Origin of the sequence: Caldimonas mangrovi, assembly GCF_023721835.1 — a bacterium.
GTDB classification, from domain to species: domain Bacteria; phylum Pseudomonadota; class Gammaproteobacteria; order Burkholderiales; family Burkholderiaceae_C; genus Caldimonas; species Caldimonas mangrovi.
In genome coordinates, this window is record NZ_JAMKFE010000017.1 from 71,107 (window position 1) to 87,451 (window position 16,345).

At 69.9% G+C, this 16,345-nt stretch carries 16 protein-coding genes; 8 read left to right on the forward strand and 8 right to left on the reverse strand.

Annotation, left to right across the window (positions count from 1 at the left end; translation table 11 throughout):
• Positions 1 to 41: 41 nt before the first annotated feature.
• Together M8A51_RS22145 and M8A51_RS22150 are read right to left on the reverse strand one after the other, a co-directional pair.
• On the reverse strand, positions 42 to 833 hold the full coding sequence (locus M8A51_RS22145) for a DeoR/GlpR family DNA-binding transcription regulator (protein ID WP_251780715.1): 792 nt from the start codon (positions 831 to 833) through the stop codon (positions 42 to 44).
• Positions 830 to 1,987 carry an MFS transporter gene (locus tag M8A51_RS22150; RefSeq protein ID WP_251780716.1) on the reverse strand — a complete coding sequence of 386 codons (1,158 nt, stop codon included), beginning with the start codon at positions 1,985 to 1,987 and terminating at the stop codon, positions 830 to 832. The genes M8A51_RS22145 and M8A51_RS22150 overlap by 4 nt, the downstream gene beginning before the upstream one ends.
• 154 nt (positions 1,988 to 2,141) lie before the next feature.
• Between M8A51_RS22150 and M8A51_RS22155 the strand changes: the two genes are divergently transcribed.
• From M8A51_RS22155 to M8A51_RS22165, 3 genes are all read left to right on the forward strand, one after another.
• The gene (locus M8A51_RS22155) at positions 2,142 to 2,720 is read left to right on the forward strand and encodes a glutathione S-transferase family protein (protein ID WP_251780717.1); all 579 of its coding nucleotides are present in this window, start codon (positions 2,142 to 2,144) and stop codon (positions 2,718 to 2,720) included.
• A 70-nt stretch (positions 2,721 to 2,790) separates the two neighbouring features.
• Positions 2,791 to 3,171: an XRE family transcriptional regulator gene (locus tag M8A51_RS22160; protein WP_251780718.1), complete on the forward strand. Its 381-nt coding sequence runs from the start codon at positions 2,791 to 2,793 to the stop codon at positions 3,169 to 3,171.
• Entirely contained in the window at positions 3,168 to 4,400 is a 1,233-nt protein-coding gene (locus tag M8A51_RS22165) for a type II toxin-antitoxin system HipA family toxin (protein ID WP_251780719.1), read from the forward strand. The genes M8A51_RS22160 and M8A51_RS22165 overlap by 4 nt, the downstream gene beginning before the upstream one ends.
• 1 nt (position 4,401) lies before the next feature.
• Here the strand turns inward: M8A51_RS22165 and M8A51_RS22170 are convergent, their stop codons facing one another.
• Positions 4,402 to 4,743 (reverse strand): nucleotide pyrophosphohydrolase, encoded by a 342-nt coding sequence (locus M8A51_RS22170; RefSeq protein WP_251780720.1) that lies wholly within the window; start codon positions 4,741 to 4,743, stop codon positions 4,402 to 4,404.
• Between the two features lie 4 nt (positions 4,744 to 4,747).
• Complete coding sequence (locus tag M8A51_RS22175) at positions 4,748 to 5,575, reverse strand: C40 family peptidase (RefSeq protein ID WP_251780721.1); 828 nt, start codon at positions 5,573 to 5,575, stop codon at positions 4,748 to 4,750.
• Between the two features lie 122 nt (positions 5,576 to 5,697).
• Here M8A51_RS22175 and M8A51_RS22180 point away from each other — a divergent pair, with 122 nt between their 5' ends.
• On the forward strand, positions 5,698 to 6,117 hold the full coding sequence (locus M8A51_RS22180; RefSeq protein WP_251780722.1) for a CopG family transcriptional regulator: 420 nt from the start codon (positions 5,698 to 5,700) through the stop codon (positions 6,115 to 6,117).
• A gap of 17 nt (positions 6,118 to 6,134) precedes the next feature.
• Entirely contained in the window at positions 6,135 to 7,178 is a 1,044-nt protein-coding gene (locus M8A51_RS22185; protein WP_251780723.1) for an extracellular catalytic domain type 1 short-chain-length polyhydroxyalkanoate depolymerase, read from the forward strand.
• A 264-nt stretch (positions 7,179 to 7,442) separates the two neighbouring features.
• Here M8A51_RS22185 and M8A51_RS22190 read toward each other — a convergent pair whose 3' ends face one another.
• From M8A51_RS22190 to M8A51_RS22200, 3 genes are all read right to left on the reverse strand, one after another.
• Positions 7,443 to 8,639, reverse strand: coding sequence for an osmoprotectant NAGGN system M42 family peptidase (locus M8A51_RS22190; RefSeq protein ID WP_251780724.1), 1,197 nt, complete (start codon positions 8,637 to 8,639; stop codon positions 7,443 to 7,445).
• Positions 8,640 to 8,791: 152 nt separating this feature from the next.
• Positions 8,792 to 10,516, reverse strand: a complete 1,725-nt coding sequence (ngg, locus tag M8A51_RS22195) for an N-acetylglutaminylglutamine synthetase (RefSeq protein WP_251780725.1) — start codon at positions 10,514 to 10,516, stop codon at positions 8,792 to 8,794.
• A 40-nt stretch (positions 10,517 to 10,556) separates the two neighbouring features.
• Positions 10,557 to 12,338, reverse strand: a complete 1,782-nt coding sequence (locus M8A51_RS22200) for an N-acetylglutaminylglutamine amidotransferase (RefSeq protein WP_251780726.1) — start codon at positions 12,336 to 12,338, stop codon at positions 10,557 to 10,559.
• Positions 12,339 to 12,622: 284 nt separating this feature from the next.
• Here M8A51_RS22200 and M8A51_RS22205 point away from each other — a divergent pair, with 284 nt between their 5' ends.
• A complete protein-coding gene (locus M8A51_RS22205) occupies positions 12,623 to 13,285 on the forward strand; it encodes an alpha/beta hydrolase (RefSeq protein ID WP_251780727.1) in 663 nt (220 codons plus the stop codon).
• A gap of 19 nt (positions 13,286 to 13,304) precedes the next feature.
• The gene (locus M8A51_RS22210) at positions 13,305 to 14,567 is read left to right on the forward strand and encodes a DUF445 domain-containing protein (protein ID WP_251780728.1); all 1,263 of its coding nucleotides are present in this window, start codon (positions 13,305 to 13,307) and stop codon (positions 14,565 to 14,567) included.
• Here the strand turns inward: M8A51_RS22210 and M8A51_RS22215 are convergent.
• Complete coding sequence (locus M8A51_RS22215; protein ID WP_251780729.1) at positions 14,545 to 15,264, reverse strand: PEP-CTERM sorting domain-containing protein; 720 nt, start codon at positions 15,262 to 15,264, stop codon at positions 14,545 to 14,547. The two genes, M8A51_RS22210 and M8A51_RS22215, sit on opposite strands and share 23 nt — an antisense overlap.
• Positions 15,265 to 15,402: 138 nt before the next feature.
• On the opposite strand from M8A51_RS22215, the gene M8A51_RS22220 reads away from it, so the two are divergent.
• Entirely contained in the window at positions 15,403 to 16,332 is a 930-nt protein-coding gene (locus M8A51_RS22220) for a YihY/virulence factor BrkB family protein (RefSeq protein ID WP_251780730.1), read from the forward strand.
• Positions 16,333 to 16,345 lie beyond the last annotated feature (13 nt).

Consider the following 16,345-nt stretch of genomic DNA (forward strand, 5'->3'; position numbering starts at 1 on the left):
CTCGCACAAGGTGGACCCTGCTTCAAGCGCGAGGCGCCGGTTCAACCCACGGCCACGCAGGCGAGTCGCGGCCCGTGAGCGGCGATGGCCTTGAGTTCCGGCTCGTCTTCTTCTGCCGTGGTGAACAGCTGCGACAGCTGGTGCGTCTCGGCGACGCGGTAGGGCAGCACTGCACCGATCTTGCCTGCGGTGGCGAACGCAACGGTGCGGCGAGCCTGGCGCACCATCGCCTGCTTGACCGCTTGTTCCTCGAACTCGGCGCAGGTGATGCCGGCCTCGGCGCTGATCGCGCACACACCGAGCACGCACAGGTCGGCATGGATGGCCTCGACCAGCCGCAACACCTCGGGCCCCTGCAGCGAGGCCGTGCGCGGGTTGAGCCGGCCGCCCGGCATCACCACCTCGCAGCGCTCGTGCTCGCACAGCGCCAGCGCCACTTCCGGGCTGGTGGTGACGACGGTGAAGCTGGCATCGCGCGGCAGCCGGCGCGCGAACACCGCGTTGGTGGTGCCGCTGTCGATGAACAGCACCCGCGCTCCTTCGAGCGCCGCCAGGCCGGCGGCCACGAGCGCCTGCTTCTCGTCGCCATCGGCACCGACGCGCTCGCGCCATGGCGCACCCGAGGCCGCCGCGGCAGTCAGCGGCATTGCGCCGCCGTGCACGCGCCGCAACAGGCCTTGCTCGGCCATCTCTTTCAGGTCGCGCCGGATGGTGTCTTCCGACACCTTGAGCAAAGCGACCAGCTGCTGCGCCTTCACCTTGCCTTCGGCGGCCAGCAACTCGACGATGCGCTGGCGGCGCTCGTCGGCGAGCAGCTCGGTGACGTGTTTCATGGGCGGCTCCTGCCGGCCAGCGCCGCCACGCCGAGCGAGGCGACGGCCACCAGCCACAACGAGGTGTCGAGCGAAAACAGTGCCGACCACAAACCCACCAGCGGCGGGCCGACCAGAAAGCCGACGAAGCCGATGCCGGAGACGAAGGCAATGGCGTGCTCGGGCGACGACGGACACCCGCGCGGCGCGAGCGCAAAGACGATCGGGATCACGTTCGACAGCCCCAGGCCGACCAGCACGAAGCCCGCCAGCGCGAGTTCGCGCTGCCCGCCGTGCGCCGCCATCACCGCGCCGACGGCCGCCAGCCCGCAGCCGGCCAGCAGCAGCCGGCCGACGCCATGGCGGTCGCGCAGGCTGTCGCCGGTGAAGCGGCCGAAGGCCATCGCGGCCGAGAACAGGCCGAAGCCGGCCACCGACAGCGCCATCGAGGCGTCGAACGCCTGCACCATGTAGACGGCCGACCAGTCGTACATCACGCCTTCGCACAGCAGGCACAGCAACGCCGCCGCGCCGAGCCGCCACAGCAGCCGGCTGCGCTGCGGGGCGGCCGCCGGCGCGGCAGGCGGCTCGGGTGCCGAGGCCCCGGCCGCAGCCGGCAGCGAAGACAGCACCAGAGCCAGGGCCGCAGGCACCGCCAGCCACAGCGGGTGCTGCGAGCCGTGCGAGAACAGCGCGCCTGCCGCCAGCGCCGCCAACACGCCGCCGGTGCTGAACATCGCATGCAGCTTGGACATCACCGAGCGGCCGAGATCGCGTTCCAGCGCGACGGCACGCGCATTGATGGCGACGTCGAAGGCCGCACTGGCCCAGCCGAGCAGAAAGGCCGAGATCACCAGTGCCACCGTGCTGGACACCAGCTGCGTGGCGAGCAGCGCGTGGGCGGCCAGCACCGCGGTCGTGCGCAGCGTCAGCTGCGGGCCGACCGCACGCATCAGCCGGGCACAGCTGAGAAACGCCACGGCGGCGCCCGCCGCCAACGCCAGCAGCACCAGGCTCAGTTCCTGGTCGGTGTAGTCGAAGCGCCGTTTCAGCCCGGGCAGGCTGGTGGCCCAGGCGCCCATCAGCACCCCCAGTGCGAGGAAGTGTCCGGCGCCGGTCAGCCACCCGGGCGGGGCGGTGGGGCGGGCGAGGTGCGTACAGGCAGGGTTCGTCATCGGGCGGATCGAGGTGAATCCAGCAAAAACATGATTGAACCAGCAAAACAGCGCACACACAAGCGTTTGTTGCTCCTTGCAATGCTTGCCGTCTCGCGGCGCCCGACGATGCGGCACGATATGAAGTCCACCCGCATCACCCTGGGAGACGCCCATGCTGAAGCTCTACTTCAACCCCCAAAGCCGCGCCGCGATCGCCAAGTGGATGCTCGACGAGGCCGGCGCCGAGTACGAACTCGTCCATGTCGACCTGCAGAAGCGGGAGCACAAGACCCCCGAGTACCTGCGCATCAACCCCGCCGGCAAGCTGCCCGCCCTGGTCGACGGCGATACCCATGTCTTCGAAGGCGCAGCTGTGTGCCTCTATGTCGCCGAGCAATACCCGCAGGCCCGCCTGGCCCCGGCCGTCGGTGCCCCCGAGCGCGGGCGCTTCCTGTCGCTGATGGTCTACTCGACCTCGCAGCTCGAGCCGTCGATGGGCGACACGCTGCTGAAGCTGCCGCACCATCCGGCGCGGGGCTGGACCGACTTCGAGGCGGCCCAGGACGTGGTCGAGCGCGAACTCGGCGACGGGCCTTATTTGTTCGGCGACTGGTTCACTGCGGCCGACGTGATGATCGGTTCGATGTTCATCTGGAAGCGCATGTTCGGCGGCCCGCCGGACCGTCCCAGCATCGCCGCCTACGTCGACCGGCTGCTGCAGCGCCCGAAATGCGGCATGAAGCCCCGTTGATGCTCTCGAACGCCCGTTCCTGAGCTAACAAATAATTGACCAAAAGCGGTGATTAGCTAAACTATTTGTTATGTCAAAGGATAGCGCCGCCCTTGCTTCCCTGCCGCCTGCCGCTGCCGAGGCCTTGCGCCGCCTCGGCGAAAACCTGGCGATCGCCCGCATCCGCCGCAAGGAGCCGCAGCGCGTGTGGGCCCGGCGGCTGGGCGTGTCGGTGCCAACGCTGATCCGCATGGAACAAGGCGACCCGGGCGTGGCGGCTGGCATCTACGCCACGGCCCTGTGGATGATGGGCCGCGCCCAGGCGCTGCCCGATCTGGCCGACCCTCAGCAGGACCGCGGCGCGCTGGAGATGGACGTGCGCGAGGCGCTGCGCCGCCGCGCCGTGCGCTCGGCAGCCTCGGTCGAGGCGCGGCTGGCGCGGCGCCCCAAGGCCGAAGGGGACGGCTCATGAACGCGCCGCGCTACACCGCTCCCGAGCAACTGCACCTGTGGCTGCTGACCCAGCCCCAGCGGCCGGTGCCGATCGGCGAACTTCACATGGTGCGCACGCTGCGCGGCGTGTCGCTGCGGTATGCCGACAGCTGGCTGCAACACGGCTTCGCGCTCAGCGAAGACCTGCCGCTGCTGCCCGACGAGTTCCTGCCGCACGAGAAGGACAGCGCCGCCGGCGCGGTCGACGATGCGCGTCCCGACCGCTGGGGCGAGCGCGTGATCCGCTTCATCGACAAGCCGCCGCGGCTGTCGCTGCTCGAATACCTGTATTTCGCGGGTGACGACCGCTTCGGCGCCCTCGGTGTCTCGACGGCGGCCGACCGCTACCTGCCGCGCACGACCGGCCCGCTGCCCACCCTGGCCGACACCGGGGCCATCCACGAACTGGTGCGCAAGGTGCTCGCCAACGAGCCCATCCCACCCGGGCAGCAGCGCCTGATCACGCCCGGCGTGACGATGGGCGGCGCCCGCCCCAAGGCGTTGGTGACCATAGACGGCGAGCCCTGGGTGGTGAAGTTCGCCGACGGCGAGCCCGCCGACACGCCGCTGGTCGAGCACGCGACGATGACGCTGGCGCGGCAGGCGGGCATCCGCACGGCCGAGACGCGCGCGGTGCCGCTGGTCGATGGCCATGCGGTGGCGGTGAAACGCTTCGACCGCACGAGCGCCGGCCGCGTCCATGCGCTGTCGGCCAACGTCGCATTGAAGGCGGCCGGCGAAGGCCTGGGCTACCCCGAGCTGGCGCAGCTGCTGCGCCGGCGCGGCGTGACCGGCGGCAATGTCTACACGGCGCAGATGCACGAGCTGTTCCGTCGCATGGTGTTCAACATCCTGATCGACAACACCGACGATCACGAGAAGAACCATGTGCTGCTGGTCGACGACGCGCAGCAGTACGCGCTGTCGCCGGCCTTCGACGTGCTGCCTTCGGGGCAGGCGCTCGGCTACCAGCAGATGCGCGTCGGTACCGACGAAGCCGACTCGACGCTCGACAACGCCTTGTCGATGTGCGCGATGTTCGGCCTGAAGAAAGACGCGGCGGTGGCCGAGGTGCGACGCGTCGCGGCCGCGGTGGAGCGGTGGCCGGCCCACTACGCCGAATGCGGCGTTCGGCCGCGCGACATCGAGCTCTACGCCGAGCAGGTCGACCGCGCCTTCCTGCGGTCGCAGCGGCAGGCGTTCCTGTAGCTCAGGGCGCGCCGTGGCCCGGCGCGCTGCCGGCCGGGAAGCGCTGTTCGTTGCGGTCCATCTTCGCGTGCGCGGCCTCGATCAGGTCGATGCCTAGCGCATCGGCCAGCCGCACCAGGTAGATGAACACGTCTGCCGCCTCGTCGCGGACGCGCTGCAGCCGCTCGGCGGCGGGCGCGCGGCTTTCGTCCTCGGTCAGCCACTGCAGCTCAGCGATCAGCTCGCCGGTCTCGCCGGCCAGCGCCATCGCCAGGTTCTTCGGCGAGTGAAAGCGCTCCCACTGCCGGGCGGCGGAGAAATCGCGCAGCCGTTGCGTCAGCGCGCGAAGCCGGTCGTCGTCCATGCGGCTACTCCTGCGCCATGCGCTGCGGTTCGGTGTACTTGAGGTGCCCCACGTAGTGCAGCGTCTGCTGCACCGTCATCGACGGAACGTCGTCGGCGCGCATGTGCAACAGGTCGGCCGGGCTCATCCAGTGCGCCTGGGCCGTGGTGATCGGCAGGCCGGCGTGGCGGTACGCCTCGAGCACGAACTGCGAGCAGAAGAAGCGGTCGTCGCTGCCCGTGCCCAGCTGCACCAGCGCCACGCCGCGCAGGCAGAAGTCGCGCACCAGGCCCGGAACCAGCGGCAGCTCGCACACGCGCCGCTCCACCGCGAAGGGCGCGTGCAGCACCACGCCGAGATAACCGTAGCGGCTGCCCACCTTGCCGTGCGCGAAGTCGCGCATCAGCGTGGCAGCCTGCGGGGTGGCCCCCGGGTGGCGGAAGGCGACGACCATCGCCTCTTCTTCGAGCACCGCCTGCACCGAACGCGTGCGCACGCCCTCGCCGACCGCCTCGATGACCTGCCCGTCGCCGACATACAGCGCAGCATGGCTGACCGGCGCCAGCGTCAGCACCTGGATGCCCACCGACATGAGGCCGCTGCCGGCCGTCAGCAGGATGTCGCCGGGCTGCAGCGCTTCGGCCGTCACCAGGGCCCCGCCGTTGGCCGGCGACAGTGCCGGGTTCTGGAACTTCACCCGGAGGCTGGCGATGTCGTCCAGCACCGGCACGCGACGCGACCCGCCCGCGGACTCCATTTCAAGCCGGGTGGCGCAGCCGCCGGCAGCCAATGCCGCCGCGAGCGCAGCGAGCAGAACCGGGTGCGCGAGCGCGTGTTTTGGCGGTGTGTTCATGGATTTCCTGCGACGCCGGCGCACGTACGGGCACAGTGCCCGGCACGCACATTCTGCCGCTGTGCCAGGGGCGGGGCAAATTCAATCTGCACCATCCAAGTGGATGGTGTTAGGATGGCGCCATGCCCGCAAGAAGCGCCACCTCCGTCGCCGCCAAGCCGCTCGACGAAAAGATCACCATCAACCTCGGCTATGTCGATCTCGGACAGATCGACCTGCTGGTGCAGGAAGGCTTCTATGCCAATCGCACCGACCTGATCCGCACCGCCATCCGCAATCAGCTGACGGCGCACGCCGACGTGGTGAAGCAGTCGGTGGCCCGCAAGACCCTGGTGCTCGGCATCCAGCACTTCACCGCGGACGACCTGCGGGCCGTGCAGGCGGCCGGGCAGACGCTGCAGATCCGCGTGCTCGGCCTTGCCTCCATCGCGCTCGACGTGACGCCCGAACTGGCGTTGGCCGCGATCGACTCGGTGGTGGTGCTCGGTGCGCTGCACGCCAGCCCTGCGGTAAAGGCGGCCCTCGCCAGCCGCATCCGTTGAATCCCTGAAGGAATGCCATGAACTCCACTTTCCAGCGCCTGATGGCGCAGGCGACACAGCTGACGCGCGCCGGCGATCTGCGCGGCGCGACAGCGGCGATCCAGGCCGCGCTCGCCGGGGGCGCCGCACCGCCGCCGGCACCCGCGGACGCGGACGTGATCGACGTGCCGGCGCGCGAGCTGGTCGAACCCGTGGCCCCGTTGAACCGCGCTGCGCCAGTGGCCGGCGAATTCATCACCGGCAGCTACACCGGTGCGGCAGGCACCCGCGACTACAAGCTGTACGTGCCGCCCGGCGCCCACGGCCGGCGCCTGCCGCTGGTCGTGATGCTGCACGGCTGCACGCAGAACCCCGACGACTTCGCGGCCGGCACGCGCATGAACGAGGCGGCGCGGGAACAGGGTTTCCTGGTGCTTTACCCGGCGCAGACGCAACAGGCCAATCCTTCGCGCTGCTGGAACTGGTTCAAGCACAACCACCAGCGGCGTGGCCGCGGCGAGCCGGAGCTGCTGGCCGGCATGACGCGCGAAGTGACCGCGCGGCATGGCGCCGATCACCGGCGGGTGTACGTGGCCGGGTTGTCCGCCGGCGGCGCGATGGCGGCCATCCTCGGGGCGGCCTATCCGGAGCTGTACGCCGCGGTCGGCGTGCATTCCGGCCTGCCGGTCGGCTCGGCCCGCGATGTCAAGACGGCCTTCGACGCGATGAAAAACGGCGCCGCCGGCAAGGCGCGCACCGCGATGCCGCCCACCATCGTCTTCCACGGCGACCGCGACACCACCGTGCACCCGCTCAACGGCAAGCAGGTGGCGGCGGACTGCATCGGCGCCTGCGAGCCGCAGCTGGAGCGCGCCCGCCACGCCAACGGGCGGCACTACACGCGGCGCACCTACCGCGATGCGAACGGCCGGCTGGCCGCCGAGCACTGGGAGGTGCACGGCGCCGGCCATGCGTGGTCCGGCGGCAGCGCCCGCGGCTCGTACACCGACGGCCAAGGCCCGGACGCCACGGCCGAGATGCTGCGCTTCTTCTTCCTGCAGGCGCAGCGCGAGGCCGGCTGAGGCCCTGGGAGTCTGGGCGGCAGAAGGGAAGTGCCTGACTGCGGAGCCGCAGCAGCCTGCACACCGACGAGGGCAAAGCGGCATACCGGTGCCGCAAGTGCATCGCGGCGGTGGAGCGCTCGTCAGACTGACTGGAGCCTCCCTCTCGGAGGGAGGCTGGAGGGAGCGGTCCAACAAGCTGGAACTCCCTCGCGGAGGGGGCTCGGGGGAGCCGTGCATAAAGCCGCAGGCTAGGCGTCCGGGCGGCTTCTGCCGCCCAGACTCCTAGTCCCGCCCCGGCGGCGCGTCGATCAGGTCGCCGGCCTCGGGCAGCACGGTCTGTTCGCGCGCCAACTGATCGGCCGCGAGCTGGTGCGAGAAGCTGCCGACCGACTCGCGGCGGCGTTCGCGGTCGCCGGGTAGCGTGGGGCCGGCCTGGATGTACAGCGCCAGCAGCTCGGCCAGATGCACCAGCACCGACAGATGGGTGCGCTCGTAGCCGTGCGACGCATCGGCGCCGAAGCACATCAGCGCGGTGCGCACGTCGGCACCGGCGCTGACCGCCGCGCCGGCGTCGGAGTGGTAGTAGCGGAACACGTCGCGGTTGCTCGGGATGCCGTGTTCGTCGCACAGCTTCAGCAGCCGGCGCGTCAGGTGGTAGTCGTGCGGGCCGGCCGAGTCCATCAGCGGGATGGTCACGCCGCGCTCGCTGGCGCCCTGGCCAGGTGCGACCGGGCCGATGTCGACGCCGATCACCTCACTGACATCTTCCTCGATCACCGCGCGCGCACCGGAGCCGACCTCTTCGCTGAGCGTGAACACCGGGTGGCAGTCCATCGCGACGGTCGCGCCGCTGTCCTTGATGGCTTTCAGCGCGGCCAGCAGCGCGGCGACGCCGGCCTTGTTGTCGAGGTAGCGCGAGACGATGAAGCCGTTGTCGAGACACTCGGGGTGCGCGTCGAAGGCGACGAAGTCGCCGACCTGGATGCCGAGCGCCGCTGCGTCGCCGGCACCGGCGATGTGCTCGTCGACGCGCAGCTCCAGCTGGTCCCAGTTCACCGGCTGGGTGTCGATGAGTTCGTTGTAGACGTGGCCCGAGGCCATCAGCGGCAGCACCGAGCCGCGGTGCCGGCCGGTTTCACTGAACAGCGTCACGCGGCCGCCCTCGGCCCAGCGACTCGACCAGGTGCCGATCGGCATCAGCGCCAGCCGGCCATTGGGCTTGATCTCGCGCACCATCGCACCCAGCGTGTCGAGGTGGGCCACGATGGCGCAGGCCGGCCCCGGTGAGCCGCCGCGCGTGCGCTGCAGCCGCCCGCGGATGGTGCCGCGTCGCGTCAGCTCGTACGGGATGCCCAAGGCTTCCAGCCGGCCGCCGGTGTAGTGCACGATGGCGTCGGTCAGCCCCGCGGGGCTGGGAATGGCCAGCAGCTCCAGCAACGTGGTCTTCAGGTAGTCGGTATCGATATCCAGTTTTTTCATGGGTTCTTCACTCTCGGTGGCTCATTGCGCCTCGGACATGCCGCAAGCGACCCCAGCCGAGTGACGCCGCGGATCCGGCTCCGCCGGTCCGCCGGTGTCGCTTCTTGAGGGGCGCGCGAAGCGCGTAGGGGTGGTCCAGTCATCCGTCCAGCTCATGCGGTGAAGGGGAACAAGAGGTCGACGAAGCGCTGGGCCGTCGGCTGCGGTTCGTGGTTGGCCAGGCCGGGCCGCTCGTTGGCCTCGATGACCACGTAGTCGGGCTGGTCCGGTGCAGGCACCAGGAAGTCCAGCCCCACCACCGGGATGCGCAAGGCGCGCGCCGCGGTCTCGGCGGCTTCGGCCAGCGCCGGGTGCAGTTCGGCGGTGACGTCGTGGATGGTGCCGCCGGTGTGCAGATTGGCGGTCTTGCGCACCTTCACGGCGCGGCCTTCGTCGAGCACGCTGTCCAGGCTCAGGTCCTGGCCGGCCAGGCAGCGGTCGGTCTCGGCGTCGAGCGGAATGCGGCTCTCGCCGCCGGTGGCGGCCGCACGGCGTGCGCTCTGCCGTTCGACCAGCTGCGCGATCGTCGAGCTGCCGTCGCCGACCACTTCGGCCGGCCTGCGCAGGGCCGCCGCGACGACCTTGTAGCCGATCACGACGACGCGCAGATCCTGCCCGGGGCAGAACTCCTCCAGCACGACGGGCCCGGCTTCGCCCGACGCCCGCTCGATCGCCTGCACCAGGTCGTCCTCGGTGCGGATGTCGACGCTGATGCCGCGGCCCTGCTCGCCCATCGACGGCTTGACCACCAGCGACCCGCACTGCTGCAGGAACGCCAGGTTGTCCTCCGGCGCACCGGCCGGTTGCTGGCGCGGCACGCGCAAGCCGACCGAGGCCAGCCGCCGCAAGGTCAGCACCTTGTCCTGGCACCAGGTCATCGCGACGCCGCCGGTCAGGTCGGTGAGCGACTCGCGGCACAGGATCTCGTGGCCGAAGTGGCGCAGCTTGAAAATGCCGGCCGGCGCGTCGAGCACCTCGACATTGATGCCGCGCCGCACCGCCTCGTCGACGATCAGCCGGGCATACGGGTTGAGTCCGCCGATGTCGCCGGTGCCGACGAACAGGCGCTGATTGATCGCGTTCTTGTGCTTGACGACAAACCCCGGCACCTGCTCGAAGCCGAGCTTCTGGTACAGCCCGATGGCCTGCTCGTTGTCGTGCAGCACCGACAGATCGAGGAAGCGCCGGCCGCGCTGCGCAAAGTGCGCGATCAGGTGTTGCGTCAGCGACTGGCCGACGCCGAACAGCCGCGTCTGCGGGTCGACCACCAGGCACCACAGGCTGCTGCCGCCGTCGCGGTCGCCGAAGGCCTGCACATGGTCGACGCCGAGCGCGGAGCCCACCACGTCGCCGGTCAGGTCGTCCTCGGCGACGAGGTAGACCGCGGCGTCCGAATGACGGTGCGACCACACCACGGCCGGGTCGAGCGGCACCATGCCGCGCATGTGATAGAGCCGGTTGATGGCGGCGATGTCCGAGCGTGCCGTGAGCCGGCGGATCGTGACGCCGGGGGCGTCGTCGTCGCGGCGCTCACCGCGATCCAGCGTGCGGCGGTAGAGCAGCGACGGGTCGAGGAACAGGTCGGTCGGCGCCTCGGCCAGCACCAGTTGCGGCGTCTCGACGTACAACGCGATGTCGCGCTTGCCCGGCTCTTCCTGCATCAGCGTCTGCGCCAGCCGCCGCGGCGACTCGAACGAGGGCGCGTACAGCAGGCGCCCCCAGCCGCAGTCGATCGCCGCGTTGGCGCGCGGTTCGACCGGCGCGGTCTCGATCGGGGCGACCGCGGCGAGCGCGGGCTTGCGGGTGGCGGCGGTGTCGGGGCGGGGGGTGGCGGTCATTCGGGTCTCCTCATCGTTGTCGTCGTCCGGGCGGTGGACATCACAGCCCGTTCGTCTGCAGCCAGGCTTCCAGCAGCGCGGCCTGCCACAGCTTGGAGCCGCGCAGCGGCGTGATGTGGCGGTCGGGCTCGCGCAACATGCGCTCCAGCACGTCGCGCCGGAACAGCCCGCGTTCGCGTGCAGCGCGCGAGTCCAGCGTGTCACGCACATGGTCGAGAACGTCGCCGCGCAGATACTTCAGTGCCGGCACCGGGAAATAGCCCTTGGGCCGGTCGATCACCTCGGCCGGGATCACCTCGCGGGCCGCTTCCTTCAGCACGTGTTTGCCGCCGCGCGCCACCTTGTGGCGCGCCGGGATGCGCGCGGCGAGTTCGACCAGCTCATGGTCGAGGAAAGGCACACGTGCTTCGAGCCCGAAGGCCATGGTCATGTTGTCGACCCGCTTGACCGGGTCGTCGACCAGCATCACGGTGGTGTCGAGCCGCAGCGCACGGTCGATGGCGCTGTCGGCGCCCGCTTGCGCGAAGTGCTGCGCGACGAACTCGCCGCTCCAGTCGCGACTGACCGTGCCCGGCTGCAGCAGCGACAGCATCTCGGCATGGTCGCGGTCGAAGAACACGCGGCGGTAGTCGGCCACGCCGTCGTGGCGGGTGCCCAGCTCGGCCAGCGGCGGGTACCAGTGGTAGCCGCCGAACACCTCGTCGGCGCCCTGCCCGCTTTGCACCACACGGCTGTGTTTCGACACCGCCTGCGACAGCAGGTAGAAGGCCACGCAGTCGTGGCTGACCATCGGCTCCGACATCGCACGGATCGTGTCCGGCAGCGTGCCGAGCAGGTCGTTCGCGGGGATGTGCAGCTGCTCGTGCACGGTGCCGTAGTGGCGCGCGATCAGGTCCGAGTAGCGAAACTCGTCGCCGGCTTCCTCGTCGACCGCCTCGAAGCCGATCGAGTAGGTGCGCAGATCCGGCGTGCCGGCCTCGGCCAGCAAGCCGGTGATCAGGCTCGAATCGAGCCCGCCGGACAGCAGCACGCCGACCGGCACGTCGGCCACCAGGCGGCGCTTCACGGCCAGCCGCAGCGCGGCCAGCACCTGCTGCTTCCAGTCGTCGAAGCTGCGCGCTTCGTCGTCCGCGCTGCGGGCGTAGTCGAGCCGCCACCAGGTGTGCGTGTCGCTGCGGCCGTCGGGTTGCACGGTCATCAGGGTACCGGGTGCGAGCTTGCGCACGCCGCGCAGCAAGGTCATCGGCGCGGGCACCACCGAATGGAAGCTCAGGTAGTGGTGCAGCGCCTGCTCGTCGAGGGCGGTGTCCACGCCGTCACCCGTCAGCAGCGCCGGCAGCGCCGAAGCGAAGCGCAGCCGCTCACGGTTGACGGTGTAGTACAGCGGCTTGATGCCGAGGCGGTCGCGCGCCAAATGCGTGACGCCACTGTCGCGCTCCCACAGCGCGAAGGCGAACATGCCTTGCAGGCGCTGCAGCGACTGCGGCCCCCACTGGTGCCAGGCCTTGAGGATGACCTCGGTGTCGCCGGTGGAACTGAAGCTGTGGCCGAGTGCGCCCAGTTCGCGCCGCAGTTCGTGGTGGTTGTAGATCGCGCCGTTGAACACGATGCCCAGACCAGTCGTGTTGTCGACGAAGGGCTGATGCGCGCGCGCGCTCAAGTCCATGATGCTCAGGCGTCGGTGCCCGAAACTGCGCGGGCCGATGCTGAACAGGCCCTCGCTGTCCGGGCCGCGGCGCTGCTGCGCGGCGGTCATCGCCGCGACGGTGAGGGTGTCGGCCGTGCGGCCGTCGTATCGAATTTCTCCTGCAATGCCACACATGTGGAGAAAGGTCCTCCTGCGTCGAAGAGTTGAGGGGCAACATCAATCGATGGGCTGCACGCCCTTGAGTTCCCCCAGCCCGCGGCGCGCCTGGGGATGCACCGGCCACGCGCAACCGCCCAGGTCAGTGCTCAGGCGGCCTGTGGCGATTCGTTCGGCGAATCAACCATGAATGCAACAACAAGCAACTTCACCTGAACGGCACCCATACCTGCCCGCACGGCCGACCTGCCCTATGCTCGGCGCATCTCTTGCTCCGCCCTCTTCGAAAGGAACTCCCCGCGATGCCGCTCGACGCGATCCAACTCGAAACCGGGCCGGCGCCGACGGCCACGCTCATCGTGCTGCACGGCCTGGGCGCCGACGGCAACGACTTCGTGCCGGTGGCCGAAGCGCTGGACCTGTCCGCCGTGGGGCCGGTGCGCTACGTGCTGCCGCACGCACCGTCGCGGCCGGTGACGATCAACGGTGGCTATGTGATGCCGGCGTGGTACGACCTCCTCGGCGTCGACCTCGCCCGGCGCGAGGACGAAACCGGCCTGCGCGAAGCGCGCCTGCAGATCGAAGCGTTGATCGAAGCCGAGAAGGCGCGCGGCATCCCCGCATCGCGCATCGTGCTGGCGGGGTTCTCGCAGGGCTGCGCCGTGACGCTGCTGACCGGATTGCGCCACCGCGAGCGGCTGGCCGGCCTGGTCGGCATGTCGGGTTACCTGCCGCTGGCGGCTGCCACGGCCGCCGAGGCGGCGCCGGCCAACCGCGACCTGCCGATCTTCCTGGCGCACGGTGCGGACGATGCAGTGGTCGACATCCGCCGCGCGATGGCCTCGCGCGATGCGCTGCAACAGCTCGGCTACCCGGTCGAGTGGCACGAGTACGAGATGGAGCACTCGGTGTGTCTGGAAGAGATCGCCGACCTCAACCGCTGGCTGCTGCAGGTGCTCGCGTGACGGCCGCCGCCTGCCTGCGGTGAACGCACCGATCGCCCGCGCCGAAGGCCTGGTGCGCATGAAGCGCATCGCGCTCGGGCTGCTCGCGCTGGCGGCGCTGACCTACGTCACCGCCACCTTGCTGGAGCCGCGGCATGCCGCATGGGGCTACGTGGCCGCGTTCGCCGAGGCGGCGATGATCGGCGCCATTGCCGACTGGTTCGCGGTGGTCGCGCTGTTCCGCCACCCGCTCGGCCTGCCGATCCCGCACACCGCCATCATCCCGGCCAACAAGTCGCGCATCGGCGTCAACCTCGGACAGTTCATCGTCACCAACTTCCTCGAGACCGAACGCGTGCTCGCCAAGCTGCGCAGCTTCGACCCGGCCGGCCGGTTGGCGGCATGGCTGTCGCAACCGCAGCATGCCGAGCAGGTCGGGGTGCACCTGGCGTCCGCTGCGCGCTACGGGTTGGGCGCGCTGGACGACGAGCGGGTGCGGCATTTCATCCGCAGCACGGTGGTGGCCCGGCTGGAGCAGATCGACGTGTCGCGCCTGGGCGGGCAGCTGCTGGACGTGCTGACCGTCAACGGCCGGCACCAGGCGCTGCTCGACGAGGTGCTGACGCAGGTGGCCGCCCTGGTGCAGGACGAGGGCGTGCAGCAGAAGATCGCCGACGTCATCGCCAAGGAGGTCAAGTACCTGCGCTACCTGGGCCTGGATAACCTCGCCGGGCAACTGGCGACGAACAAGATCGTCGCCGGCGTCGGCCGCATCATCGGCGAGATGGGCGACGACCCCGCGCACCCGCTGCGGCAGCGCTTCGACGAGTTCGTCGCCGGTTTCGTCGAACGCCTGAAGGACGACCCCGACTACCGGCTCAAGGGCGAGACCATCAAGCGCGAGGTGCTGTCGCATCCGGCGCTGGCGGGTTACCTGCAGGACGTGTGGGGCGAGCTGCTGGCCTGGCTGCACGCCGACCTCGACCGTGAGGATTCATCGATACGCCGGCGCGTCGCGCAGGCCGCGCTGAGCCTGGGCGAGAAGCTGCGCGACGACGCCGCCATGCAGCAGTGGATCAACACGCAGATCCTCGAGGCAGCACCGCAGTGGATCGAACGCTACCGCGGCGACATCCGCGACTACATCGTCGCGCGCGTCGACGAGTGGAACACCCAGGAGATGACCGACGAGCTGGAGCGCAACATCGGGCGCGACCTGCAGTTCATCCGCATCAACGGCACGCTGGTGGGTGGCCTGATCGGCTTGGTGATCCATGCGGTCACGCAGGGGTTGTTGCGGTAGCGCGTCGCCTCGCCACGGCGGCCAGCAGGGCGATCCCCAGGCCGAGGCTGGCCCAGGTGGCCGGCTCGGGGATGGCGGCGACGGGCTGGAACGACGGCGAGAAGCCGGAGCCCCCGATGTTCAGGCTCAGCGTGTGGGACGCTGCCTGGCTGTTCTTGTCGTAGTGCCGCGCATCCGTGTCGAAGAAGAACCAGTCGTCGCCCATGGGCGAAACGTAGATGTGGGTCCGGGGGCGCCCGTACTCGCCCAGCACCGGCGCACCGATGTTGTCGACCCATACTTCGTGATCGAGCGGCGGCGGCGCCGCGGAAAACACCTTCGCCTCATAGGTGAACTGCGGGTCGAAGAACTCCCACAGCACCAGAAAGGAAGTGTCCGCTCCGGCGCCGTAAGGGTTGGGTTCCACGACGGAACCGGCCGAGTAGCGCCAGTGGAAGTCGAGGGTGCCGTCGGCGGTGCGCACCACCGCTCCTTCGAGCGTGGCGTGCGCGACCCACTGCACCTGCGCACCGCAACAACTGCCCTGATACGAGAACGTCTGCGCCATCTGATCGATGATCTGCCCCCGGTCGGAGGGCTGCGACCCGGCCACCCGCTCGAAGTGGGAAAGACTCGATGCAGACAGCGGGGCCGCGCAGATCGAGGCGCATGACGCGGCAGCAAGCGCTGCGGCCGAGAGGCGTCGCAGGTGGGTCATCGGTTCTCCTTGGTGCCACGGCGGCGCGGCGGTCCACCCAACTTAGGTCGTTGCCGGCGGTCGCGACATCCCGTGTTCGCAGGGCGGGGCGGGTACCTCGATTGCTGGGCAACGGCTGCATCCGTCGACCGTTGCCCCATGACGCCCAAGCACATCTGGCCCCTCGTCAAGCAATCCGCCTCCGCCTGGGTGGAAGACAACGCGCCCAGCAAGGGTGCGGCGCTGGCCTACTACACCACGTTCTCGATGGCCCCGCTGCTGCTGATCGTCATCTCGGTGGCCGGCCTGGTGTTCGGTGAGGAGGCGGCCCGCGGCGAGATCCTGTCCGAGCTGCGCAGCATGCTGGGAGACGACGGTGCCCACGCGGTGCAGGGCCTGATCGAAAGCGTCAACAAGCCGGTCAAGAGCACGCTGGCGACGATCGGCAGCCTGGCCGCGCTGCTGATCGGCGCCACCACCGTGTTCGCCGAACTGGAGAACTCGCTGAACGACATCTGGCGCGCGCCCAAGGCACGCTCCGGCGGTGTGTGGGGCTTTCTGCGCGCGCGGGTGCTGTCGCTCGGGTTGATCCTCGGCTTCGGCTTCCTGTTGCTGGTCTCGCTGGTCGCCAGCGCGGCCCTGGCGGCCCTGGGGCGCTGGTGGGGGCCGATGCTGGGCCCCTGGGAAGCGGTCGCGAGCACGCTGAACTTCCTGCTCAGCTTCGGCATCATCACGGCGGCGTTCGCGATGATCTACAAGTTCATTCCGCAGGTCAGCATCCAGTGGCGCGACGTGGGCGTGGGCGCTCTGGTGACCGCGCTGCTGTTCACCATCGGCAAGACGCTGATCGGCCTGTACATCGGCAAGAGCGGCGTGGCGTCGGGCTTCGGTGCCGCCGCGTCGCTGGTGGTGCTGCTGCTGTGGGTGTACTACTCGGCGATGATCTTCCTGATGGGCGCCGAGTTCACGTCGACGTATGCGCACACGCTGGGTTCGCTCAAGGATCGGCCGCGAGCGTCGGCACCCGCTGCATCGCCCCACACGCCCGCGGCCCGGCGCCGCGATGCCCAGCGGCCATCGAAGCGCTGAGGCCCACCTTTGG

What these genes read in the sequence shown, in the direction of transcription:
- M8A51_RS22145 (WP_251780715.1), bottom strand. Translation starts at nt 833, where the DNA reads ATGAAACACGTCACCGAGCTGCTCGCCGACGAGCGCCGCCAGCGCATC.
- M8A51_RS22150 (WP_251780716.1), bottom strand. Translation starts at nt 1,987, where the DNA reads ATGACGAACCCTGCCTGTACGCACCTCGCCCGCCCCACCGCCCCGCCC.
- M8A51_RS22155 (WP_251780717.1), top strand. Translation starts at nt 2,142, where the DNA reads ATGCTGAAGCTCTACTTCAACCCCCAAAGCCGCGCCGCGATCGCCAAG.
- M8A51_RS22160 (WP_251780718.1), top strand. Translation starts at nt 2,791, where the DNA reads ATGTCAAAGGATAGCGCCGCCCTTGCTTCCCTGCCGCCTGCCGCTGCC.
- M8A51_RS22165 (WP_251780719.1), top strand. Translation starts at nt 3,168, where the DNA reads ATGAACGCGCCGCGCTACACCGCTCCCGAGCAACTGCACCTGTGGCTG.
- M8A51_RS22170 (WP_251780720.1), bottom strand. Translation starts at nt 4,743, where the DNA reads ATGGACGACGACCGGCTTCGCGCGCTGACGCAACGGCTGCGCGATTTC.
- M8A51_RS22175 (WP_251780721.1), bottom strand. Translation starts at nt 5,575, where the DNA reads ATGAACACACCGCCAAAACACGCGCTCGCGCACCCGGTTCTGCTCGCT.
- M8A51_RS22180 (WP_251780722.1), top strand. Translation starts at nt 5,698, where the DNA reads ATGCCCGCAAGAAGCGCCACCTCCGTCGCCGCCAAGCCGCTCGACGAA.
- M8A51_RS22185 (WP_251780723.1), top strand. Translation starts at nt 6,135, where the DNA reads ATGAACTCCACTTTCCAGCGCCTGATGGCGCAGGCGACACAGCTGACG.
- M8A51_RS22190 (WP_251780724.1), bottom strand. Translation starts at nt 8,639, where the DNA reads ATGAAAAAACTGGATATCGATACCGACTACCTGAAGACCACGTTGCTG.
- ngg (WP_251780725.1), bottom strand. Translation starts at nt 10,516, where the DNA reads ATGACCGCCACCCCCCGCCCCGACACCGCCGCCACCCGCAAGCCCGCG.
- M8A51_RS22200 (WP_251780726.1), bottom strand. Translation starts at nt 12,338, where the DNA reads ATGTGTGGCATTGCAGGAGAAATTCGATACGACGGCCGCACGGCCGAC.
- M8A51_RS22205 (WP_251780727.1), top strand. Translation starts at nt 12,623, where the DNA reads ATGCCGCTCGACGCGATCCAACTCGAAACCGGGCCGGCGCCGACGGCC.
- M8A51_RS22215 (WP_251780729.1), bottom strand. Translation starts at nt 15,264, where the DNA reads ATGACCCACCTGCGACGCCTCTCGGCCGCAGCGCTTGCTGCCGCGTCA.
- M8A51_RS22220 (WP_251780730.1), top strand. Translation starts at nt 15,403, where the DNA reads ATGACGCCCAAGCACATCTGGCCCCTCGTCAAGCAATCCGCCTCCGCC.